General features: G+C 74.7%; 18 protein-coding genes and 1 riboswitch. Of the genes, 11 read left to right on the forward strand and 7 right to left on the reverse strand.

What is annotated here, in order from left to right; translation table 11 throughout:
* Nucleotides 1-50: 50 nt before the first annotated feature.
* From JOE63_RS11705 to JOE63_RS11715, 3 genes are read right to left on the reverse strand one after another with little or no spacing between them, the layout of a single operon-like run.
* Entirely contained in the window at nt 51-839 is a 789-nt protein-coding gene (locus JOE63_RS11705; protein ID WP_204541497.1) for an energy-coupling factor transporter transmembrane component T family protein, read from the reverse strand.
* Nucleotides 836-2,689, reverse strand: a complete 1,854-nt coding sequence (locus JOE63_RS11710; protein ID WP_204541500.1) for an ABC transporter ATP-binding protein — start codon at nt 2,687-2,689, stop codon at nt 836-838. Before JOE63_RS11710 ends, JOE63_RS11705 begins: the two co-directional genes overlap by 4 nt.
* Nucleotides 2,682-3,407, reverse strand: coding sequence for an ECF transporter S component (locus tag JOE63_RS11715; protein WP_204541503.1), 726 nt, complete (start codon nt 3,405-3,407; stop codon nt 2,682-2,684). The genes JOE63_RS11710 and JOE63_RS11715 overlap by 8 nt, the downstream gene beginning before the upstream one ends.
* A 107-nt stretch (nt 3,408-3,514) precedes the next feature.
* Nucleotides 3,515-3,634, reverse strand: a riboswitch (TPP riboswitch).
* Nucleotides 3,635-3,721: 87 nt separating this feature from the next.
* Between JOE63_RS11715 and JOE63_RS11720 the strand changes: the two genes are divergently transcribed.
* Both JOE63_RS11720 and JOE63_RS11725 read left to right on the forward strand, forming a co-directional pair.
* Nucleotides 3,722-4,162: a hypothetical protein gene (locus JOE63_RS11720; protein WP_087471996.1), complete on the forward strand. Its 441-nt coding sequence runs from the start codon at nt 3,722-3,724 to the stop codon at nt 4,160-4,162.
* 63 nt (nt 4,163-4,225) lie between these two features.
* A complete protein-coding gene (locus JOE63_RS11725; RefSeq protein WP_204541505.1) occupies nt 4,226-5,890 on the forward strand; it encodes an Rv2578c family radical SAM protein in 1,665 nt (554 codons plus the stop codon).
* A 29-nt stretch (nt 5,891-5,919) separates the two neighbouring features.
* Here the strand turns inward: JOE63_RS11725 and JOE63_RS11730 are convergent, their stop codons facing one another.
* From JOE63_RS11730 to JOE63_RS11740, 3 genes are all read right to left on the reverse strand, one after another.
* Nucleotides 5,920-6,231, reverse strand: a complete 312-nt coding sequence (locus JOE63_RS11730) for a DUF1330 domain-containing protein (protein WP_204541507.1) — start codon at nt 6,229-6,231, stop codon at nt 5,920-5,922.
* A 35-nt stretch (nt 6,232-6,266) separates the two neighbouring features.
* On the reverse strand, nt 6,267-6,734 hold the full coding sequence (locus JOE63_RS11735) for a PPOX class F420-dependent oxidoreductase (RefSeq protein WP_087471999.1): 468 nt from the start codon (nt 6,732-6,734) through the stop codon (nt 6,267-6,269).
* Nucleotides 6,735-6,819: 85 nt separating this feature from the next.
* Complete coding sequence (locus tag JOE63_RS11740) at nt 6,820-8,751, reverse strand: sigma-70 family RNA polymerase sigma factor (protein WP_204541509.1); 1,932 nt, start codon at nt 8,749-8,751, stop codon at nt 6,820-6,822.
* 212 nt (nt 8,752-8,963) lie between these two features.
* Between JOE63_RS11740 and aspS the strand changes: the two genes are divergently transcribed.
* The gene (gene aspS, locus JOE63_RS11745; RefSeq protein ID WP_204541511.1) at nt 8,964-10,766 is read left to right on the forward strand and encodes an aspartate--tRNA ligase; all 1,803 of its coding nucleotides are present in this window, start codon (nt 8,964-8,966) and stop codon (nt 10,764-10,766) included.
* A gap of 69 nt (nt 10,767-10,835) precedes the next feature.
* Here the strand turns inward: aspS and JOE63_RS11750 are convergent, their stop codons facing one another.
* Nucleotides 10,836-13,082 carry an MMPL family transporter gene (locus tag JOE63_RS11750; RefSeq protein ID WP_307840053.1) on the reverse strand — a complete coding sequence of 749 codons (2,247 nt, stop codon included), beginning with the start codon at nt 13,080-13,082 and terminating at the stop codon, nt 10,836-10,838.
* Between the two features lie 126 nt (nt 13,083-13,208).
* Between JOE63_RS11750 and JOE63_RS11755 the strand changes: the two genes are divergently transcribed.
* From JOE63_RS11755 to JOE63_RS11790, 8 genes are all read left to right on the forward strand, one after another.
* The gene (locus tag JOE63_RS11755; protein ID WP_204541515.1) at nt 13,209-14,699 is read left to right on the forward strand and encodes a replication-associated recombination protein A; all 1,491 of its coding nucleotides are present in this window, start codon (nt 13,209-13,211) and stop codon (nt 14,697-14,699) included.
* A gap of 197 nt (nt 14,700-14,896) precedes the next feature.
* The gene (gene rpsD / locus JOE63_RS11760; RefSeq protein WP_047234514.1) at nt 14,897-15,523 is read left to right on the forward strand and encodes a 30S ribosomal protein S4; all 627 of its coding nucleotides are present in this window, start codon (nt 14,897-14,899) and stop codon (nt 15,521-15,523) included.
* Nucleotides 15,524-15,701: 178 nt separating this feature from the next.
* A complete protein-coding gene (locus tag JOE63_RS11765) occupies nt 15,702-16,097 on the forward strand; it encodes a DUF948 domain-containing protein (protein WP_204541518.1) in 396 nt (131 codons plus the stop codon).
* Nucleotides 16,097-16,456 carry a hypothetical protein gene (locus tag JOE63_RS11770; protein ID WP_053370881.1) on the forward strand — a complete coding sequence of 120 codons (360 nt, stop codon included), beginning with the start codon at nt 16,097-16,099 and terminating at the stop codon, nt 16,454-16,456. The genes JOE63_RS11765 and JOE63_RS11770 overlap by 1 nt, the downstream gene beginning before the upstream one ends.
* A 72-nt stretch (nt 16,457-16,528) precedes the next feature.
* Nucleotides 16,529-19,216, forward strand: a complete 2,688-nt coding sequence (gene alaS / locus JOE63_RS11775; protein WP_204541521.1) for an alanine--tRNA ligase — start codon at nt 16,529-16,531, stop codon at nt 19,214-19,216.
* A complete protein-coding gene (ruvX, locus tag JOE63_RS11780) occupies nt 19,213-19,749 on the forward strand; it encodes a Holliday junction resolvase RuvX (RefSeq protein WP_244286145.1) in 537 nt (178 codons plus the stop codon). Before alaS ends, ruvX begins: the two co-directional genes overlap by 4 nt.
* Nucleotides 19,746-20,900 carry an endolytic transglycosylase MltG gene (gene mltG / locus JOE63_RS11785; RefSeq protein WP_087472007.1) on the forward strand — a complete coding sequence of 385 codons (1,155 nt, stop codon included), beginning with the start codon at nt 19,746-19,748 and terminating at the stop codon, nt 20,898-20,900. The genes ruvX and mltG overlap by 4 nt, the downstream gene beginning before the upstream one ends.
* Complete coding sequence (locus JOE63_RS11790) at nt 20,897-21,775, forward strand: shikimate dehydrogenase (RefSeq protein WP_204541525.1); 879 nt, start codon at nt 20,897-20,899, stop codon at nt 21,773-21,775. Before mltG ends, JOE63_RS11790 begins: the two co-directional genes overlap by 4 nt.
* Nucleotides 21,776-21,813 lie beyond the last annotated feature (38 nt).

Raw genomic sequence — 21,813 nt, forward strand, 5'->3', positions numbered from 1 at the left:
GGTTGGTCGGCCGGGCGGGTTCGCCCGGGAACGCCGACGGCGGTGTCGCCTCAGGCGGTGAGCGCGCCGATCCCGGTCACCCACCCCCCGAGGACGCCCGCCGCGACCACCGCGCCGGCGACGGCCAGGACGGCGCCCGCCGCGACGACGTCGGGCACGCGGAGCGGGACGGGCCGCGAGGTCGTCCGGGGGCCGGAGCCCAGCCCGCGCGACTCGAGCGCGACCGTCAGGCGCTCCGACCGGCGCACCGCGCCGACGAGGAGCGCGAAGGCGGCCGCGCCGAGCGACCGTGGCGACCGGGGGAGCCGGCCGGGGTGGCGCCGAGGGTCGCGCACGGCCTGGGCGCAGCGGATCGTGTGCCACGCGTCGGGGAGCTCGACGAGGAGCCGGTGCGCGGCGAGCACGGCGAACGTCCAGGTCGCGGGCAGGCGCGCGTGCTGGTGCAGGCTCGTCATCAGGCGCACGGGGTCGGTCGTGAGGACGAGCGCGAGGGACAGCGCGCCCACGAACAGCGTGCGCACCGCGAGCGCCGCGCCGATCGTCAGCCCGTCCGCGCCGACGGTGAGCGGACCGAGCGGGACGGCGTCGCCGCCGGGCCGGGTGACGACGTTGACGACGAGCAGGCTCGTCGCGAACACCACGAACGGGACGTGCGCGAGCGCGAGCGTGCGGCCGGGCACCCGGCCGAGCACCAGCAGCGCGGCGACGGTGAGCACCCAGCCGGTCGCCGGGGTCACCGGGTCGGTGACGAGCAGCGCGGCCGTCGACAGGACGAGCACCGTCGCGAGCTTGACCGTGGGGTTCCACCGTTCGAGGACCGTCAGGCGGGGTGCGGTCACGGGGTCGCCTCCGCGGGGACGGCCGCTGCGGGCGTCGGTGCGCCCACGAGCCCGGTGCCCGGGGCGTTGCGGGCCTCGACCTCGTACCCGGCGTCGCACGCGGTGTCGAGCGCGCGGACGAGCACGCCCGGGTCGACGCCGCGACCGCGGCCGACGCGTGCCCACCAGTCGAGCAGCGGGGGCCGGCGCAGGCCAGCGAGCGCGCACAGCGCGTCGTCGGCGAGGACGGCTGACGGCTCCGCGACCGTGACGAGCGCGCCGTCCACGACCACGGCCACCCGGTCGGCGGCGGCCGCGACGAGCGACAGGTCGTGCAAGACGACGACCACCGCACCGCCCGCGTCGGCGCGCTCCCGCAGCACGCGGGCGGCCGTCGCGGTCTGGGCCCGGTCCAGCCCGAAGGTGGGCTCGTCGGCGAGGAGGACCGGCGGGTCGAGGACGGTCGCGGTCGCCAGGGACAGGCGCCGCTGCTCGCCGCCCGAGAGCCGGTACGGGTTCGCGTCGGCGAGATGTTCGAGCCCGAACGCGGCGAGCGTCCGGTCGACGCGCGCGTCGACGTCGGCGAGCCGCGCGAGCCGGGCCGACCAGGCGACCTCCTCGCGCACCGTGCGGGCCACGAACTGGTGCTCGGGGTCCTGGAACACCATCGCGACCGGCTCGCCGGTCGCGGTCGCGACGTCGCCCGTGGTGCGCTCGAGCCCGGCCAGGCCGCGCAGGAGCGTCGACTTGCCGCCCCCGTTGGGCCCGACGACGGCGAGCACCTCGCCCGCGCGGACGTCGAGGTCCACGCCGCGCACGACGGCCGTGCCGACGTGCCGGGACCGCCCCGCGCGGAGTCCGCCGCGGTGGACGGCGAGGTCACGGGCCCGGAGCGCGACCGGGCGCGCTGCGCCGCCCGGGGTCGCGGCCGGGGGCCGGTCCGAGGTCCCCGGGCGCGCGGGCGACGACCGCGCGAGGTCGACCAGCCAGTCGTCGGTCTCGGGGGAGCCGATCGGCCCCGGGGCGCCGGCTTGTTCGAGCCGGACCGCGAGCGGCAGCCAGCACCCCAGGTCGGCGAGGTCGCGCGCGTGAGCGCGCAGGACGCGGTCGGTGGGGCCGTGCGCGACGACCCGACCCTCGCGGCCGAGCACCAGGACCGTGTCCGGCAGCGCGCCCAGGTCGTCCAGGCGGTGCTCGACGAGCACGACCGAGCGGTGCCGTGGCGCCACGTCGTGACCGTCGTCGGGCCCGGGGTGGCGCGCGAGACCGGTGACGAGCGCCCCGACGTCGTGGGCGGAGGCGGGGTCCAGCAGCGCGGTGGGCTCGTCGAGGACGACGAGCTCCGGGTCGGCGACGAGCGCCGCGGCGACCGCGACGCGCTGCGCCTCCCCGCCCGACAGCGCGTGGGTCGGGCGGTCGTGCAGGTGCGCGGCGCCGACGGCGGTGAGCGCCGCGGTCGCGCGGGCGTCCATGGTGCGGGGGTCGGCGCCGCGGTTCTCGAGCGCGAACCGCAGCTCCTCGTCCACGCGCGCCAGGCAGAGCTGGTCACCGGGCCGCTGCTGGACGAGGCCCACGCGCGCGGCGAGCGCGGGCGGCGGCACCTCGCGCGGGTCGAGCCCGGTCACCCGCAGCCGGCCCGCGACGGTACCCGGGAGCGTGTGCGGGACGACGCCGACGAGCGCGCGCAGGAGGGTCGACTTCCCGCACCCGGACGGGCCGAGGACCAGCAGGCTCGTCCCGGCGGGGACGGTGACGTCGACGCCGTCGAGCACCCGGGCGCCGTGGTGCCCGAGGCGCACGGTCAGGCCGTCGGCTGCGACCGCGTCGGGGGCGACGGCGTCGGGCGTGCGGGTGACAGCGTGCTCAGCCACGGCGGGCCGCGCCGATGGCGAACGCGTCGAGGGCGCCCGTGCGGGCGAGCGCGTCGCCGAGGAGGCGGGCCGCGAGGCCGCACAGCACGACGCACGACACGACCTGGACCCCGAGCCGGAGGATCGCGTAGTCCTGCCCGAGCCAGCCGAAGCGCACGGCGTTGAAGGCGAACGTGACGAGCGCGGCGCTCACGCCGGACGCGACGAACACCCACCAGCCGAACCGGCGGTACCTCGTGAGCGCGAACGGCAGCTCGGCACCGACGCCCTGGACCAGGCCCACGACGAGCAGCAGCGGCCCCGCGGGGGAGGCGAGGAAGACGACCTCGACGAGCGCGGCGAGGGTCTCGGCGAGGATGCCGACCCCCGGCTTGCGCACGATGTACGTGGCCAGGGGGCCGACGACGATCCACGCGCCCGCGAGGACGTTCGCGGCGAGGTCCGCGAGGGGGCCCATCGCGAGCTGGAGCGGGGCCCAGAGCTGGACGAACGCCCAGTACACGAACCCGAAGACCACGCCGAGGACGGCGATCAGCACCGTCTCGTGCAGCGTCAGCCCGCGACGCGGCGCGAGACGCCCGGTCGGGCGGACCGCGGGACCGGGCGCCCCGCCGACCGACACGCCGGGCGACACGCCGGCCGACCCGGTGGGCGGCCGGTCGGTGGGTACGGCGGCGCTCGGAGTCGCCTGCTGCGGGGTGGTGCGGGGCTCGGCCATGCGGGTTCCCTCCGTCGGGCCCCCGGGGCGAGGGGTGCACGACGGCGCGCCACCGCCGGCCCGCGCGGACGGCCGGGCGCGAGCGCACGGGCACGAGCGCGCAGGGGACGGTGACGTCGGCCCTGCTCCCTTCGCTGGTACGAACCAGATCAGGTTCCACGGGTCTGCAGGAGGGACGGGTGTCCGGCCTGCACTCTCAGCGCTCGTGCGCTCCCCGGGGGCGTTCGGCCCGACCCTAGGCCCTCGGCGCGACCCGGACAATCCCAGCGTCTCAGCCAGCGGGACGCGCCGTCGGGGCGTGAGAGCGTGGCGGCATGACCATGGACGACGACCCCGCGGCGGTCGCGGAGCTCGACCGCCTCGCCGAGGCCGTCCGGTCGGCGCCCGCCGGAGACACGACGGCGCAGATCGCCCTCTGGCGTCAGGCGACCCGGCTCGACACCTGGTTCTTCATCGCGCGCGGCCCCGGGGACCGGCCCCGCCCGTACGCGGTGGCCGCCGCCCAGGGGCCGATGATCTGCCTCTACAGCGGCGCCGACCGCGCGAAGGAGGCCGCGCTGGCCCTCGGGCTCGCCGCAGAGGGCGACGCCGTACCGCTCCTCGGGGTCCCGGTGCCGGCCGCGATCGACTACCTCGCCTCCTTCGGCGCGGCCGGCGTCGTCGGGGTCGCGCTGGACCACCCCCGGATCGGGCACCACGTGCCCCTCGCCAACCTGTCCCTGCTCAAGGCGTGGGCCGTCGCGGACGCGGAGTAGACGTCGTGCGGGCGGCTGCCCTCAGGGCTTGACGGCGAATCGAACACCTGTTCGAATGTGCGGGTGAGGTGGGACGGACAGGCGCTCGGCGCGGACGACGGCGCTCTCCCGGGGCTGGAGCGGGCGGGCCTCGTGCGCAGCGTGCGCACGCCCGAGTTCGCCGGGATCACGTTCCACGAGGTGACGGCCAAGAGCGCGCTGTCGAAGGTCCCGGCGATGTCGCGGATGCCGTTCCGCTGGACGGTCAACCCGTACCGCGGCTGCAGCCACGCCTGCTCCTACTGCCTCGCGCCGTCGACGCCCGTGCTGCTCGCCGACGGCACGCAACGGCCGATCGGCGAGCTGCGCGTCGGCGACGAGATCGTGGGGACCGCACCGCGCGGCGCCTACCGGCGCTACGTGCGCACGCGCGTGCTCGACCGCTGGACCACCCGCAAGCGCGCGTACCGCGTGACCCTCGCGGACGGCACGCGCCTCGTCGCGAGCGGTGACCACCGGTTCCTCACCGAACGGGGCTGGCGTCACGTCGTCGGCGGGGCCGGTCGCCGCGCCCACCTGGCGCTGGGCGACGTCCTCGTCGGTCCGGGGGCGGCCGCGCTCGCGGACGGGCGGGTCGCGCTCGACGGCCGGGACGTCACGGGCGACGAGGCGCTGCGCGTCGACTCGCTCGAGGCGCTCGACGGGCCGGGGGAGGAGACCGAGCTCGTCGACATCACCACCGGGACGCGGGACTTCGTCGCCTCCGGGGTCGTGAGCCACAACTGCTTCGCGCGGCCCACCCACCAGTACCTCGACCTCGACGCGGGCGACGACTTCGACCGCGAGGTCGTGGTCAAGGTGAACGTCGACGAGGTGCTGCGCGCCGAGCTCGCCCGCGCGTCGTGGAGCCGCGAGCCCGTCGCACTCGGCACGAACACGGACCCCTACCAGCGGGCCGAAGGGCGCTACCGCCTCATGCCGGGCATCATCGACGCGCTCGCGGGCTCCGGCACACCCCTGTCGGTCCTCACCAAGGGCACGCTCCTGCGCCGCGACCTGCCGCTGCTCGCCGACGCCGCCTCGCGCGTCGAGGTCGGGGTCGGCGTCTCGCTCGCGCTGCTGGACCCGACTCTCCAGGCGAGCGTCGAACCGGGCACGCCCTCGCCGCGCGCCCGCCTCGACCTGATCCGCGCGGTCCGCGAGGCGGGCCTGCCGTGCGGCGTCATGGTCGCGCCCGTGCTGCCGTGGCTCACCGACTCCACGCGCGCGCTGACGGACCTGCTCGACGCCGTGCAGGACGCCGGGGCCACGGGGGTCACCGTGCTGCCCCTGCACCTCAAGCCCGGCACGCGCGAGTGGTACCTGGGCTGGCTCGCGCGCGAGCACCCCCAGCTCGTCCCCGGGTACGAGCGCGTCTACGCGCGCGGCGCGTACGCCTCGAAGGCGTACCGCTCGTGGCTGTGGGACCGTGTGCGCCCGATGCTCGAGGCACGCGGCTTCGCGGTGTCCGGCCATCGCGGTCCCGCCGGCGTCGAGGGGCGGTACCGCCGGGGCGAGCTCGGCGGCCTCGGCTCCGGGCCGCTGGACCCCGGCCCACCCCTCGACGGTGCGTACCCCGCCGGGAGCATGGCGCGCGGCGCCCGGGACGCAGAGACGCATCGAGGCCACGACGGGGCGCTCGCGGGCATGCCGGTCGACGGGGGTGGGCTCGACGTCGTCGGCGGGGGAGTCGAGCAGGTCCTGTTCTGACGCCCTGCGGGGAGCCGCCCGTCGCGGTGTCAGGCCGACGGTTCGGTTCCCACCGCGCCGACCCGGACGATGTCCGTCCGTGCGACGGCCCGGTCGCGCACGTCCGCCAGTGCCACGCGCGCGGGGTCGGCCATGTACGCGGCCAGCGCGTCGTCATCCGGCATCTCGATGACCTGCACCTCGGTCGGCAGCGTCGCGTCCTGACCGGGCAGCGCCCGCACACGCGACAGCACGCGTCCCCCGTGCGCGGGCACGAGGGCGAGGACGTCGTCCTCGTACCGGCTCAGCAGGTCGGCTCTGCCCTCGACGGGCCACAGCAGGACGCACAGGGTGATCGGCATGGCCGAACGCTACGCCGCCGCGGTGCTCGCGGGGCTCAGCCCTCCGCGAGTCGAGCGGGGAAGCCGCCGGTCGCGACCGGGCCCCAGCGCGTGATCGTCAGGCGCACGAGCGACTTGCCCTGCGCGACCATCGCCGCGCGGTACTCGTCCCAGTCCGGGTGCTCGCCGCTGATGGAGCGGTAGTACTCGACGAGCGGCTCGACGGACTCCGGAAGGTCGATCACCTCGGCGTCGCCGTCGACCTGGACCCACGGGTCGGAGAAGCGCTCGCCCAGCGACAGCAGCGACGCGCGCGGGTCGCGGCGCGCGTTGACCGACTTCGCGCGCTCCGGGTACGTCGACACGACGACCCGGCCCGCGTCGTCCACCCCGTACGTCACCGGGCTGAGCTGCGGCCGCCCGTCGGCGCGCGTCGTGACGAGGACGCCGTCGTGCCGGGACCGCAGGAACTCCTCGAGCTCCTGGCGCTCGACCCTGCGGTTGGTGGCGATGGTGCGGGCCACGGGAGGCCTCCTCGTCCGGTGCGGTAGGGGTACCGCACGACCCTATCTCCGCGCGGAACCGCGACCGGTTCGACGAGCGCCGAGGTCAGGGCGCGGCCTCGAACGCCCTGCCGACCGGGGTCGCGACACCGCCCGGACCGTAGAGCCCCGAGCGCAGCGGACCGTCCTCGGCAGGCAGCCCGAACCACGCGTAGCGGTGGACGTAGTCGAGTCCGGCGAGCATCCGTGTCGCCTGGGCGAGGAACGCCGCCTGCTCGTCCTCGCTCGCGTGCCGCACGCCCTGGGAGAAGTCGATGAGCGCCACCTCGGTGAGCCAGATCGGCTTGCCGTACCGCGCGTGGACCGCCTCGAGGTACCGCCGGAGCTGGTCGGTCGCCCGCGTGGCGTCGAAGTCCCCGCCGTACCAGTGCAGCGTCACGAAGTCGACGCGGTACCCGCGCTCGTCGGCGCCGCGCAGGAAGCGATCGAGCCACCCGTCGGGCGCGTCGCCTCCCCACGCGACCGCGGGGCTGCCGAGCACCTGACCCGTGGCCTCGAGGCGCGGCCACAGCGCGAGCGCCTCCTCGACGCTCATCTCGGCCTGTCCGGCGAGGTCCGGTTCGTTGAACCCGAGCAGGTAGCGTCCCTGGCTCGCGGCGCGCGCGAGGTTCTCGTCCGTCACGTGGTCGCGGCCCCAGATCATCGGGACGAACTCCACCCCCGACGCCGCTCCCGGCCCGGGGTCGGTGCCCCAGGTGTAGTACCAGGCGGCCCCCGAGGCGGTCAGCGCCGTGGCGGCGTCGTCGAACGCCCACACGGCCGCACCCTTCTTGCCCGACGGCGGTGCGGCCGGACCGGGGTCCGCCGCGGCGCCCGGGGCCTCACCCGGGGCCGACGACGGCGCCTCGGGCGAGGCGGGTGCCGGCTCGACGGTCGGAGGATCGACCGGGGTCACGGCGGGCTCCGGAGACGGGTCGGGCGCTGCCTCGCGCGGCGGCGTCGTGGTCACCGTGACCGCCGTCGGGACCGGCGCCGCGACCGTCGGCGCGGGACCGCCCCCGAGGGCGAGCGCCGCGACGACCCCGACAGCCGCCGCAGCGGCGCCCGTGACGAGCGCGGTCCGCAGGGGCGAGCGCACCCAGGAGAGCAGACCGGTCCGGGTCTGCGGGTGCGTGACGGGGAGCACCTCGGTGGCCGAGCCTCCCGCGAGCCCCTCGATCGTCGGTGCACCCGCGAGCCCCTCGGCGGCGAGGCGGGAGGCCGCGCCCGCGAGGGCCGCCGGCGGCACGAGGAGCGGGAGACCGGCGAGCAGCCGCTCGGGCGACCGCGCCTCGAGGCCGCCGCAGCGCGGGCAGTCCAGCACGTGCCGCGCCATCCGCTTGCGCCACAGCGGGCTCGGGAGCCCGTCCCAGCGCCGCGCGACGTCCGTGAGCCCCGCGCACGGCGGGGTGCGGTCGAGCGCCACGACGATCGCGCGCCCCGTCGCGAGACGCTCACGCATCCGCTGGACGCGCACCGCAGCGTGCCGGCGCTCGACGCCGAGGGACTCGGCGAGCTCGGCCCGCGTCAGCTCGCCGGTCGACTCGAGCCACCACAGCGCGAGCACGTCCCGGTCGCGCGGGTCCAGCCACCGCGTCGCCCGGGCGAGGACCCGTCGCTCCCCGGCGAGGAACAGCCGGTCGATCGTCGTCGCCACGAAGTCCGCCGCCGGGTCCGCCGCGAGCTCCACCGCCGACAGGTCCGCATGGCGCTCGCGGTCGACCCGACGCCGACGCATCCAGTCCCGCACCTGTCGCACCGTGATCGCGAGCAGCCACGAGCGGAACGACTGCGGGCGCTCGAGGGAGCCGAGCCCGCGCACCACGCGCAGGACCGACTCCTGGACCACGTCGTCGGTGTCCGGGTGCCCGTCGAGAGCGCGCCCGACGACGTTGTAGACCAGCGGCAGCGACTGCGCGACGAGGCGGTCGAGCGCCTCCGGGTCGCCGGAGCGCGCGGCGAGGACCACATCGACGGGCACTTCCTGGGTCGGTCGCATCGGATTCGTCTCCTTCGTTCGCACGGACGTGAGTCCCCCGGGGACGGCCGCAGCGGACGGACCCTCCCGCAGCAGGAGACGCGCGGGCACGGCGGCGACAACACTATTCGGCGCACGGCCCGGCAGACGGCCCGCACATGGCCCACTAGACTCGTGCGGACGCGCACCCCTCGGGAGCGCGAACCCCACCGCCCACCTGGAAGGAACCCTCCGTGCTGCGCACCCGAACGGCCGGCTCACTGCGGGCCGAGCACACCGGTCAGACCGTCACCCTCACGGGTTGGGTCGACCGTCGGCGCGATCACGGCGGCGTCGCCTTCATCGACCTGCGCGACGCCTCCGGCATCGCCCAGGTCGTCATCCGCGACGAGGCCGTCGCGCACCCGCTGCGCAACGAGTTCGTCCTCCAGGTCACCGGCGAGGTCTCGCGCCGCCCCGACGGGAACGAGAACGCGGCCCTGCCCACCGGCGAGATCGAGGTCGTCGCGAGCGACGTCGTCGTGCTCAACACGTCCGAGGCGTTGCCGTTCCAGGTCTCCACGGCGCTCGCGGACACCGAGACGATCGGCGAGGAGGCGCGCCTCAAGCACCGCTACCTCGACCTGCGCCGCCCCGCTCCCGCGCACGCGCTGCGCCTGCGCGCCAAGGTCAACCAGGCGGCGCGCCGCGTGCTCGACGCGGAGGAGTTCGTCGAGATCGAGACGCCGACCCTCACGCGCTCGACGCCCGAGGGCGCGCGCGACTTCCTCGTGCCGGCGCGCCTCGCGCCCGGGTCCTGGTACGCGCTGCCGCAGTCCCCGCAGCTCTTCAAGCAGCTCCTCATGGTCGCCGGCATGGAGCGCTACTACCAGATCGCGCGCTGCTACCGCGACGAGGACTTCCGCGCCGACCGCCAGCCCGAGTTCACGCAGCTCGACGTCGAGATGAGCTTCGTCGAGCAGGACGACGTCATCGCCCTCGCGGAGAAGATCCTCGTCGCGCTGTGGGAGCTGATCGGCTACACGATCCCGACGCCGATCCCGCGCATGACGTTCCACGACGCCATGCGCCTGTACGGGTCGGACAAGCCCGACCTGCGCTTCGGCAACCCGCTCGTCGAGCTCACGGACTACTTCAAGGACACGCCGTTCCGCGTGTTCCAGGCCGAGTACGTCGGCGCCGTCGTCATGGCCGGCGGGGCGTCGCAGCCGCGCCGCCAGTTCGACGCGTGGCAGGAGTGGGCCAAGCAGCGCGGCGCCCGCGGGCTCGCCTACGTGACCTTCCAGGAGGACGGGACGCTCGCCGGCCCGGTCGCCAAGAACCTGTCCGACGCCGAGCGCGAGGGCCTGCGCGACGCGACCGGCGCGCAGCCGGGCGACGCCGTGTTCTTCGCCGCGGGCAAGACGTCGGAGTCGCGCGCGCTGCTCGGCGCCGCGCGCCAGGAGATCGCCAAGCGCACCGGCCAGATCGACGAGGACGCCTGGGCGTTCGTCTGGGTCGTGGACGCGCCGCTGTTCAAGCCGACCGGGGATGCCGCCGACGAGGGTGACGTAGCCCTGGGGCACTCGGCCTGGACCGCCGTGCACCACGCGTTCACGTCGCCCACGCCGGACTGGGTCGACACGTTCGAGCAGGACCCGGGCGAGGCGCTCGCCTACGCGTACGACATCGTCTGCAACGGCAACGAGATCGGCGGCGGCTCGATCCGTATCCACCGCCGCGACGTGCAGGAGCGGGTGTTCGAGGTCATGGGCATCGGGCCCGAGGAGGCGCAGGAGAAGTTCGGCTTCCTCCTCGACGCCTTCAAGTTCGGCGCGCCCCCGCACGGTGGGATCGCGTTCGGCTGGGACCGCATCGTCGCGCTGCTGACGAAGTCGGACTCGATCCGCGACGTCATCGCGTTCCCGAAGTCGGGCGGCGGGTTCGACCCGCTGACGCAGGCCCCCGCTCCGATCACGCCCGAGCAGCGCAAGGAGGCGGGTGTCGACGCGAAGCCCGCAGCGCCGAAGGACGAGTCGGGCGGCGGCGAGGCGTAGCACCCGCCTGCCCGCGCCGAGCACGAAGGGCGCTCCACCCGCAGGGGTGGAGCGCCCTTCGTCGCGTGCTCAGTGCGTGATCGCGAGCTTGCGGTGCACCCACCGGAGCGGTCGCGGGGCCCACCAGTTGAACCGGCCGAGCAGCGTCATCGTCGCGGGGACGAGGAGGAGCCGGACGATCGTCGCGTCGATGAGCACGGCGACGGCGAGCGCGAACCCGACCTCCTTGATGACGAGGAGGTCGCCGAAGACGAAGCCCGCGAAGACGACGATGATGATCGCCGCCGCGGAGGTGATGATCCGGCCGGAGCGCTGGAGCCCCAGGCGCACGGCCTCGTCGTTCGGGTGGCCGGCGTCGTAGAGCTCCTTGACGCGCGCGAGCAGGAACACCTCGTAGTCCATGGCGAGGCCGAACGCGAACGCGACGACGAGCGCGACCACGTAGGTCTCGATCCCGCCGACCGAGGAGAAGTCGAGCAAACCTTCCAGGTGCCCGTCCTGGAACACCCACACGAGCACGCCGAGCGACGCGGCGAGCGAGAGCGCGTTCGTGAGCAGCGCCTTGACCGGCACGACGACGGAGCCGGTCATGAGGAAGAGCAGCACGAGCGTCGCGCCGACGACGATCCCGACGGCCCACCACACGCGCTCGCCGAGCGCGTCGAGGAAGTCGACCTGCCCGGCAGCCTGCCCGGTGACCCACACCTCGAACCCCGGGTCGGTGGCGCGGACCTCCCGCACGACCGACACCGCCTCGGGGCCGCCGGCGTCGTCCGCGTCGACGTGCACGCCCACGACGGCGTGGTCGCCGAGCGGGGCGGCCGGGTCGACGCTCGCGACGCCGTCGAGCCCCGCGACCTCGTCGGCCCACGCCTGGGCGTCCTCGACGCTCGCGTCGACCACCGCCACGACCTGGGCGCTCTCGCTCGACGGGTACTGCGCGGCGAGCTCGTCGACGAACTCCCGCTGCGGGGACCCCTGGGGGAGCAGCTCGATGCCCGAGTTGCGCATGTGGAGGCCGAGCACGGGCAGTGCGAGGACGACGAGCACGACGACCGTCGTGAGCAGCACCCACACCGGGTGGCGCTGCACGCGCGCGGCGAGACGGGAGAACGCGCCCTCGTCGGACTGCACGTCCGCGGTCCGGGCGAGCACGCGGCGCAGACCGGGGATCCGGCCGAGGATCCCCGGCTTCGCGAGCCGGCGACCGGAGAACGCGAGGAGCGCGGGGACGAGCGTGAGCGCCGTCGCCACCGCGACGAGGACGACGCCGAGGCCGCCCGCGCCGACCGACCGCAGGATGTCCGGGCGGAACACCATGAGCCCCGCGATCGAGATCGCGACCGTGAGCGCCGAGAACGCGACGGTGCGGCCCGCCGTCTCCATCGTGCGGATCAGGGCGGCGTGCACGACGCCGTCACCCCGCCGCCGCCGCAGCGACGGGTCGTCGCCCGCGGCGATCAGCCGGTGCAGCTCCTCCCGGAACCGTGACACGACGAGCAGCCCGTAGTCGATCGAGAGCCCGAGCCCGAGCAGGGTGACGACGTTGACCACGGACGCGTCGACGTCGAGCGCGTAGGTGAGGCCGAGCAGCACGCCGAGGCCCGTCCCGATGGACGCGACGGCCCCCGCCATGGGCATCGCCGCGGCGAGGAAGCCGCCGAACACCAGCACCATGATGAGCAGGGCGACCGGCAGGGCGACCTTCTCGCCCGTCGTGAGGTCCTCCTCGACCTGCCCGGTGATGGCGTCGACGATGAGCGCGTTCGACCCCACGAGCCCCGTCGCGTCCCCGGCCGCGTCGGGCGCGGCCTCCGCGAGGACGCCGGGCACCGCCTCGAGCTGCTCGACGACGCGCTCGGCCACGGCGTCCGTCCGCTCCGCGTCGAGGTCGGTGCGCAGCGTCACCACGGTGAGGAACCCGTCGCCCTCGTTCGCGACGAGCGACTGCGCGGCAGGGTCCTCGACCCCGCCAGGGATCACGTACGGGTTGATGACCGTGTCCACGCCCTCGATCGCCACGAGGTCCGCGTTCACCTCCGTCATGGCAGCCACGACCTGCGCGTCCGCGGGGTCGACGTCGCTCACCAGGAGCGTGATCTCCGGGCCGCCCTCGTCGTTCTCGGCGAGGATCTCCGTCGCGCGCTCGCTGTCCGAGCCGGGGATGGAGGGCGCTCCCGTCGTCACCCGGTCGAACACGCTCTCGCCGTGCACGCCGAACAGCGCGAGCGCGAACCCGAGCCCGGTGAGGACGACCCACACGACGACCGTGAGGCGGGGATGGCGGGCGACACGACGACCGAGGCTCGAGAACACGAGCGCCAGCATCCCATCCGCCCGCGCCGCGTGTCAGATCCCCCGCGGCGCTGTGGACGACGTTCACCCGACCTCCCCACGCCGGCGGCGTCCGGGCGCGTGGGCGGCGGTGCGTAGGCTCGGGGCATGTCCACCGGTGATCTGTTCGGCGGCGACCTCTTCGGCGCCGCCACCTCCGGCGCGCAGGGCACGCCGCGACCCGGACCGGGGGCCCCGCTCGCCGTGCGCATGCGTCCCGCCGCCCTCGACGAGGTCGCGGGCCAGGCGCACCTGCTCGTCCCCGGCTCGCCCCTGCGGCGCCTCATCGAGTCGGACGCGTCCGGCGGCCGTGCCGTGCCCGGCTCCGTCATCCTCTGGGGTCCGCCCGGCACGGGCAAGACGACGCTCGCCTACCTCATCGCGACCGCGTCGGGTCGTCGCTTCGTCGAGCTCTCCGCCGTCACCGCGGGCGTCAAGGACGTGCGCACCGTCGTCGAGGACGCCCGCCGCCGCCTCGCGACCGGCGGCGAGGAGACCGTCCTGTTCATCGACGAGGTGCACCGCTTCTCCAAGTCCCAGCAGGACGCGCTCCTGCCGAGCGTCGAGAACCGCTGGGTCACGCTCGTCGCGGCGACCACGGAGAACCCCAGCTTCTCCGTGAACTCGCCCCTGCTCTCCCGCTCGCTCCTGCTCACGCTCCAGCCCCTCGGGGACGACGACGTCCGCGCCCTCGTGCGCCGCGCCGTCGCCGACGACCGGGGGCTGGGCGGTCTCGTCGCGCTCACGGACGAGGCGGAGGGCCACCTCGTGCGCCTCGCCGGCGGCGACGCGCGCAAGGCCCTCACCGTGCTCGAGGCCGCGGCCGGCGCCGCGCTCTCGGACGCCCCGGTGCCCGTGCCCGTGGCGGCGTCCGAGGACGTCGACGGCGACGCGGACGCCGACCCGCACGGTGACGCTACGCGCGGCGAGGCCGACGGCGCCCCGGCTCCCGTGCCGGTAGACCTCGAGGCCGTCGAGCGAGCCGTGGACGTCGCGGCCGTGCGCTACGACCGCGACGGCGACCAGCACTACGACGTCGTGTCCGCGTTCATCAAGTCGATGCGCGGCTCCGACGTCGACGCCTCCCTGCACTACCTCGCGCGCATGATCGCGGCGGGGGAGGACCCGCGCTTCATCGCCCGGCGCATCGTCATCGCGGCCGCGGAGGACGTCGGCATGGCCGACCCGTCCGCGCTCCAGACCGCGGTCGCCGCGGCCCAGGCCGTCCAGCTCATCGGCATGCCCGAGGGGCGGATCGTCCTCGCGGAGGCCGTCGTGCACCTCGCGACCGCGCCCAAGTCCAACGCCGCCTACCTCGGGATCGACGCGGCGCTCGCGGACGTGCGCGCCGGGAAGGCCGGGTCCGTCCCGACGCACCTGCGCGACGCGCACTACCCGGGCGCCAAGCAGCTCGGGCATGGCACCGGGTACCGGTACGCGCACGACGCGCCCCACGGCGTCGCGGCGCAGCAGTACCTGCCCGACACGCTCGTCGGGTCGCGGTACTACGCGCCGACCGACCGCGGGTACGAGCGCCAGGTCTCCGACCGCCTCGGCCGGATCCGGGACATCCTGGCCCAGGACGAGCCCGCGCGCTGATGTGCGGGGGACCGCCGCCCCGGGGCGTGCGGTAGACTTCTCAGGTTGCCTTCACGGCGACCACCTGGGACCTCGGCCCCGACCTACCGTCTCTCCTCGGAGAGGCACGTGGTCCATCGGCTGGTCCCGCACCCGGACCCGACTCCTCGGGACCAGGTGTGACGTCAGTACCCACACGACAGGAATGAGATACCGCTGTGACGTCTGTCAAGCGCTCGCGCCGCCAGGTCCGCCTGAGCCGCGCCCTGGGCATCGCCCTCACCCCGAAGGCCGTCAAGCACTTCGAGAAGCGCCCGTACCCCCCGGGTGAGCACGGCCGCGCCCGCCGCCGCACCGAGTCGGACTACGCGGTCCGTCTCCGTGAGAAGCAGCGTCTGCGCGCCCAGTACATGCTCCGCGAGAAGCAGCTCGCGCGTGCGTACGAGGAGGCCCGCAAGGACAAGGGTCTGACCGGTGAGGCGCTCGTCGAGAACCTCGAGACCCGCCTCGACGCGCTCGTGCTGCGCGCCGGCTTCGCCCGCACCATCCTGCAGGCGCGCCAGGCGGTCACGCACCGCCACATCCTCGTCGACGGCAAGATCGTGGACCGCCCGTCGTTCCGCGTGAAGCCCGGCCAGACCCTCCAGGTCAAGCCGAAGAGCCAGGCGACGACGCCGTTCCAGGTCGCCGCCGCGGGCGCGCACCGCGACGTCCTCCCGGCCGTCCCGGGCTACCTGGACGTCCAGCTCGAGAAGCTGAGCGCGATCCTCACGCGTCGCCCCAAGCGCGCCGAGGTCCCCGTGCAGTGCGAGGTCCAGCTCGTCGTCGAGTACTACGCTCGCTGACCCCCGCTCCGGACGCCTCGCTCACCGCTTCGTCGGCGAGCGAGGCGTTCGTGCGTCCGGACCGCGGCGCCCGCGGCGACCCCGCCGTCGTGTCGCGCCCGACGATGGTCCCCGCCCTGGTGCGGGTAGTGTTTCGCGGAGCCGTGGACGCGGCACCGTGACTGGCACTGGAGGAAGAATGTCCCTGGGAGACGTGGCCGGCCTCATCGCAGCCATCGCGTTCGTGCTGCTCGTCGGCCTGCTCGCGGTGCCGCTCCTCAAGCTCGGCCGTGTGCTCGACGAGGCGCGGGCGAGCATCAAGGAGGTCACGGACCACTCGGTCCCGATCCTCGACGAGGCCGCGACCACGGTCGCGACGGCCAACAGCCAGCTCGTCAAGGTCGACACGATCACGACGTCGGCCGCCCAGGTGAGCGAGAACGTGTCCGCGCTCACGGGGCTGTACGCCGCGACGTTCGGCGCCCCGCTGGTGAAGGTCGCCGCGTTCACCTACGGCGTGCGCCAGGCGGCCGCCCGCTCGTTCGGCCGACGCCGTTCGTCGGACGGCGCCGGACGTGCCGAGGGGTCGCGCTGATGCGCCGCGTCTTCTGGGTCGGCGTCGGGGTCGCGATCACGGTCGTGGTCGTCGTCCGCGGCAAGAAGATCCTCGCGCGCTACGCGCCGGCGTCGCTCGTGGACCAGGCCACCGAGCAGGTCAACGGGCTGGGCGAGAAGGTCGTCGGGATCGCCCGCGACTTCCGCACCGAGTTCACGCTCGCGCGCGACGCGCGCGAGCAGGAGCTCATGGCAGCGCTCCTCGCCGAGGGCCAGGAGGACCCGGACGTGGTCCGAGCGCGCCGCGCGGCCGGCCGCCACACGCGCCCGGCCGCGGGAGACCCCAGCCCCTTCGACGACACGGACGACGTCGAGGACCTCCTCGGTTACTCCTTCTAGGACGCGCGGCCCGGCCGCCGCGACCCACAGCACAGCACCCGCACGACCCACCGACTGCCCCCGAAGGACATCATGCGCACCGCCGAGATCCGCAAGCGCTGGCTCGACTACTTCGCCGACCGCGACCACACCGTCGTGCCCTCGGCGTCGCTCGTCTCCCCGGACCCGTCCACGCTGTTCACCATCGCGGGCATGGTCCCGTTCATCCCGTACATGACGGGTGAGCAGACCCCGCCGTGGGACCGTGCGACCAGCGTCCAGAAGTGCGTGCGCACGCTCGACATCGACGAGGTCGGCAAGACGACGCGTCACGGCACGTTCTTCCAGATGAACGGCAACTTCTCCTTCGGGGACTACTTCAAGGAAGGCGCGATCACCTACGCCTGGGACCTCGTCACGGGTCCGCGCGAGGAGGGCAAGTACGGGTTCGACCCGGAGACGGTCTGGGTGACCGTCTACCACGACGACGACGAGGCGCGGCAGCTCTGGAAGCGCATCGCCGGCCTGCCGGACGAGCGCATCCAGGCGCGCGGCAAGAAGGACAACTACTGGTCCACGGGCCAGCCCGGTCCCGCCGGCCCGTGCTCGGAGATCTACATCGACCGCGGCCCGGAGTTCGGCCAGGAGGGTGGCCCCGTCGTCGACGAGGACCGCTACCTCGAGATCTGGAACCTCGTGTTCATGCAGTACGCGATCGACGACGTGAAGTCGAAGGAGGAGTTCCGGATCGTCTCGGAGCTCGCGCGCAAGAACATCGACACGGGCATGGGCCTGGAGCGCGTCGCCTACCTGCTCCAGGGCAAGGACAACCTCTACGAGATCGACGAGGTGTTCCCCGTCATCGCGGCCGCCGAGGCGCTCTCGGGCCGGCGCTACGGCGCGAACCGGGAGGACGACGTGCGCATGCGCGTCGTGGCCGACCACGTGCGCTCGGCGCTCATGATCATGAGCGACGGCGTGCGCCCCTCCAACGAGGGCCGCGGCTACGTCCTGCGCCGCCTGCTGCGCCGCTCCGTGCGCGCGATGCGCCTGCTGGGCGTGGAGGACCGTGCGATGCCCGCGCTGCTCCCGGTGAGCCGCGACGCCATGGCGCCGTCGTACCCGGAGGTCGCGACCGACTTCGAGCGCATCTCGAACGTCGCCTACACCGAGGAGGACGCGTTCCGTCGCACCCTCACCTCGGGGACGACGATCCTCGACACGGCCGTCACCAAGGCCAAGGCTGCCGCGGGGACGGGCGGGGTGCCGCTGCTCGGCGGCGACCAGGCGTTCGCCCTGCACGACACGTACGGCTTCCCGATCGACCTCACGCTCGAGATGGCCGCCGAGCAGGGTGTCCAGGTCGACGAGAAGGCGTTCCGCGCGCTCATGACCGAGCAGCGCCAGCGCGCCCGCGCCGACGCGCTCGCCAAGCGCTCGGGCGGGGTCGACACGGCCGCCTACGAGTCGCTCGCGGGCGAGCTCTCCGCGCCGGTGGAGTTCCTCGGCTACACGGAGTCCTCGGCCTCCGTGCGCGTGGCCGGGCTGCTCGTCGACGGCGTGCCCGCTCCCGCCGCGACCGCGCCCGCCGACGTCGAGGTCGTGCTCGACCGCACGCCGTTCTACGCGGAGGCCGGCGGCCAGCTCGCCGACCACGGCACGATCGTGCTCGACGGCGGCGCGACCATCGAGGTCGACGACGTCCAGCGCCCGATCAAGGGTCTGTCGGTGCACCGAGGCCGCCTCGTCGAGGGAACGGCGGCGCTCGGCGACCCCGGCACCGCGACGATCGACCGCGACCGCCGCAAGGCGATCAGCCGTGCCCACTCCGCGACGCACATGATCCACAAGGCGCTCCAGGAGTCGCTCGGCAAGGAGTCGACCCAGGCCGGCTCGGAGAACGCGCCCAGCCGCATCCGCTTCGACTTCCGCCGCTCGTCGGCCGTGCCCGCGGGCGCGCTGTCGGAGATCGAGGAGCGGGTGAACACCCAGCTCCAGGAGAACCTCGAGGTCACGGACCAGCTCATGCCGATCACCGAGGCGCGCGCCCTGGGCGCGATGGCGCTGTTCGGCGAGAAGTACGGCGACGTCGTGCGCGTGGTGTCGATCGGCGGCGACTGGTCGCGCGAGCTGTGCGCCGGTACGCACGTGCAGCAGACGGGGCAGCTCGGCCTCGTCACGCTGCTCGGCGAGTCGTCCATCGGCTCGGGCGTGCGTCGCGTCGACGCGCTCGTCGGCGACGGCGCGTACGGCTTCCAGGCCAAGGAGCACGCGCTCGTCGGCCAGCTCACCGGCCTGCTCAACGTGCGGACCGAGGAGCTGCCCGACCGCGTGAGCTCGCTCGTGTCGCGGCTGCGCGACGCGGAGAAGGAGCTCGCGCAGCTCCGGCAGGGTCAGCTCCTCGCGGTGGCCGGCACGCTCGCCGCGGGCGCGGAGCTCGCGGGCGGCACGCGCGTCGTCGTGCACGACGCCGGCGAGGTTGCCTCCGCGGACGACCTCCGTGCGCTGGCGCTCGACGTGCGCGGTCGCCTCGGCGAGTCCGAGCCCGCCGTCGTGGCGGTCGGGGGCGTCGCGAAGGACCGCCCGCAGGTGGTCGTCGTGACCAACGCGTCGGCCCGTGCCGCGGGCCTCCGCGCCGGCGTGCTCGCCAAGGCGGCCGCCCAGACGCTCGGCGGCGGCGGCGGCGGCAAGGACGACATGGCCCAGGGCGGCGGCACGGACGTCTCGGCGCTGCCCGCCGCCCTGCAGGGCGTGCGCGACGGCGCTGCGGCGGCCGCGTGACGGCCGTCCCCTGGCTGCCCGCCGACGACGGGCGCGCCCCCCTCCCGCGCGGGGCGCGCCTGGGCGTCGACGTGGGCAGCGTGCGCGTCGGGCTCGCGGCGAGCGACCCCGACGGGCGCGTCGCGACCCCGGTCGAGACGCTCGCGCGCGACACGAAGGCCGGGGCCGCGGTCCCGACGGACGTCGCGCGCATCGCCGCCGAGGTCGACGAGCGCGGCGCCCAGGTGGTCTACGTCGGCCTCCCGCGCCACCTCTCCGGGGGAGAGGGTGCCGCCGCCCAGGGGGCGCGGGCGTACGCTGGACTGGTGGCACGCGTCGTCGCACCGGTGCCGGTGCACCTCGTCGACGAGCGGATGACGACCGTCAGCGCGCACCAGGCGCTGCACGCGTCGGGACGCGCCGGCAAGAAGCACCGCAGCGTCGTCGACCAGGCGGCCGCCGTTATCATTCTGCAATCCGCTCTCGACGCCGAGCGGGGCGCGGGGGCGCGCGCCGGAGAACCTGTAGACCCGACAGGAGACCACCGACCGTGACCGACCTGTTCGAACGGCCCGCCGTCCAGGGCGAGCAGCAGCCCGCGCGCTCGTCGCGCTCGGAGCAGCGCGCCCGCCGGGCGGCGAAGAAGCGACGCCAGCGCCGGCGTCGCCGCGCCCTCGTGGTGCTGCTCGTCTCCCTCCTCGTGGTGGGCGGCGCGGGGTACCTGCTGCTCAACAACGCCTCCGACCTCTTCGGGTTCGCGAACCCGCTGGAGGCCAAGGACTTCGAGGGGCCGGGCACCGACCCCGTCGACGTCGTCATCGAGCCCGGCTCGACCGGCCGCGACATGGGCGCGGTCCTGACCGAGGCCGGCGTCGTCGCCAGCTCGGCTGCCTTCGCGAAGGCGTTCGAGGAGAACCCGAACGCGGGGAAGATCCAGCCGGGCACCCACACGCTGCTCCTCGGCATGCCGGCCAAGGACGCCGTCGCGCGCCTCGTGGCGAACGACTCGCGCGTCGAGACCAAGATCACGATCCCCGAGGGCTACACGGTCAAGCAGATCCTCGAGAAGGCGTCCTCGGTGACGGACATCCCCGTCGCCGACTTCGAGGCCGCGATGGCCGACACCACCGCCATGGGCCTGCCCGCGGAGGCGAACGGCAACTACGAGGGCTGGCTCTACCCGACGACGTACGTCCTCGAGCCGGGAGACGTCAACGCGACGGGGATCATCCAGAGCATGGTCAGCCAGACCACGAGCGAGCTCGCCGACCTCGGCGTCCCGCCGGAGCGCTTCCAGGAGGTGCTCACGATGGCGTCGATCGTCGAGTGGGAGGGCAAGAACGCGGAGCAGCGCGGGATGGTCGCGCGGGTCATCTACAACCGCATCGCGGACGGCATGCCTCTCGGCATGGACGCGATCGACGTCTACGGGCTCGGCAAGCCGGCGAACGAGATCACGACCGAGGAGTTCCAGAACCCCGACCTGCCCTACGCGTCGCGCGTCCACCAGGGCCTTCCCCCGACCCCGATCGGGAGCCCCAGCCGCGAGAGCGTGGAGGCGGTCATGAACGCCCCCGACGGCCCGTGGCTCTGGTACGTGACCGTCAACCTGGACACGGGCGAGACGAAGTTCACCGACACGTACGCCGAGTTCGAGCAGTTCAAGCAGGAGTACCGGCAGTGGCTCGCGGAGAACGGCGGGTGAGCGCGACGCGCGCGCCGCGACGGGCGGCCGTCCTCGGCCACCCCGTCGCCCACTCGCTGTCCCCGGTGCTGCACCGCGCCGCGTACGAGGCGCTCGGCCTCGACGGCTGGACGTACGAGGCGATCGACACGACCGAGGAGCAGCTCCCGGCCCTCGTCAACGGTCTCGACGCGTCGTGGGCGGGCCTGAGCCTGACCATGCCGCTCAAGCACGCCGTGATCCCGCTGCTCGACCACGTCGACCCGCTCGCGAACGTCGTCGGCGCGGTGAACACGCTCGTCGTGCAGCCCACGGGCGGCCGGCGCCCGACGTTCGTGGGGACCAACACCGACGTGCACGGGCTCGTCGCCGCGCTCCGCGAGGGTCTGGGGGAGCGGGACGCGCGGACCGCCGTCGTGCTCGGGGCGGGCGCGACCGCCGCGTCGACGCTCGCCGCTCTCGCCGAGCTCGGCTGCCCGACGCCGACGGTCCTGGTGCGCTCGCTCGGGCGCACCGGCACGCTCCAGCGCGCGGCGCACCGCATGGGCGTCGAGCCGCGCTTCGAGATCCTCGACCCGTCGTCCTCCGCACTGCGCGACCGCCTCGGGCGGGCCGACGCGGTCGTCGCGACCCTTCCGTCGCGTGCGGCCGACCCGGTGGCCGAGGCGCTGGCACAGGCGGCCGCGCCCGTCGCAGGCGTGCTGCTCGACGTGGTCTACGACCCTCGACCCACCGCGCTCTCGGCGGCCTGGGCCGCGGCGGGCGGCACCGTGGTCGGCGGCGAGCGCATGCTCCTGCACCAGGCGGCCGAGCAGGTGCGGCTCATGACGGGCAAGGTGGTCCCGCTGGAGGCGATGGACCGGGCGCTCACGTCAGCGCTGGACGTCCCGGCCTGACATGCGTCCCCGCGTCGCGAGGCCTGCCGGCCCGGCGC

Source organism: Cellulosimicrobium cellulans, assembly GCF_016907755.1.
Lineage (GTDB): Bacteria > Actinomycetota > Actinomycetes > Actinomycetales > Cellulomonadaceae > Cellulosimicrobium > Cellulosimicrobium cellulans_D.

Coding starts and splice junctions, on each gene's coding strand:
- JOE63_RS11715 (WP_204541503.1), bottom strand. CDS start 3,407: ATGGCCGAGCCCCGCACCACCCCGCAGCAGGCGACTCCGAGCGCCGCC.
- JOE63_RS11720 (WP_087471996.1), top strand. CDS start 3,722: ATGACCATGGACGACGACCCCGCGGCGGTCGCGGAGCTCGACCGCCTC.
- JOE63_RS11730 (WP_204541507.1), bottom strand. CDS start 6,231: ATGCCGATCACCCTGTGCGTCCTGCTGTGGCCCGTCGAGGGCAGAGCC.
- JOE63_RS11740 (WP_204541509.1), bottom strand. CDS start 8,751: ATGCGACCGACCCAGGAAGTGCCCGTCGATGTGGTCCTCGCCGCGCGC.
- JOE63_RS11755 (WP_204541515.1), top strand. CDS start 13,209: ATGTCCACCGGTGATCTGTTCGGCGGCGACCTCTTCGGCGCCGCCACC.
- JOE63_RS11765 (WP_204541518.1), top strand. CDS start 15,702: ATGTCCCTGGGAGACGTGGCCGGCCTCATCGCAGCCATCGCGTTCGTG.
- JOE63_RS11770 (WP_053370881.1), top strand. CDS start 16,097: ATGCGCCGCGTCTTCTGGGTCGGCGTCGGGGTCGCGATCACGGTCGTG.
- alaS (WP_204541521.1), top strand. CDS start 16,529: ATGCGCACCGCCGAGATCCGCAAGCGCTGGCTCGACTACTTCGCCGAC.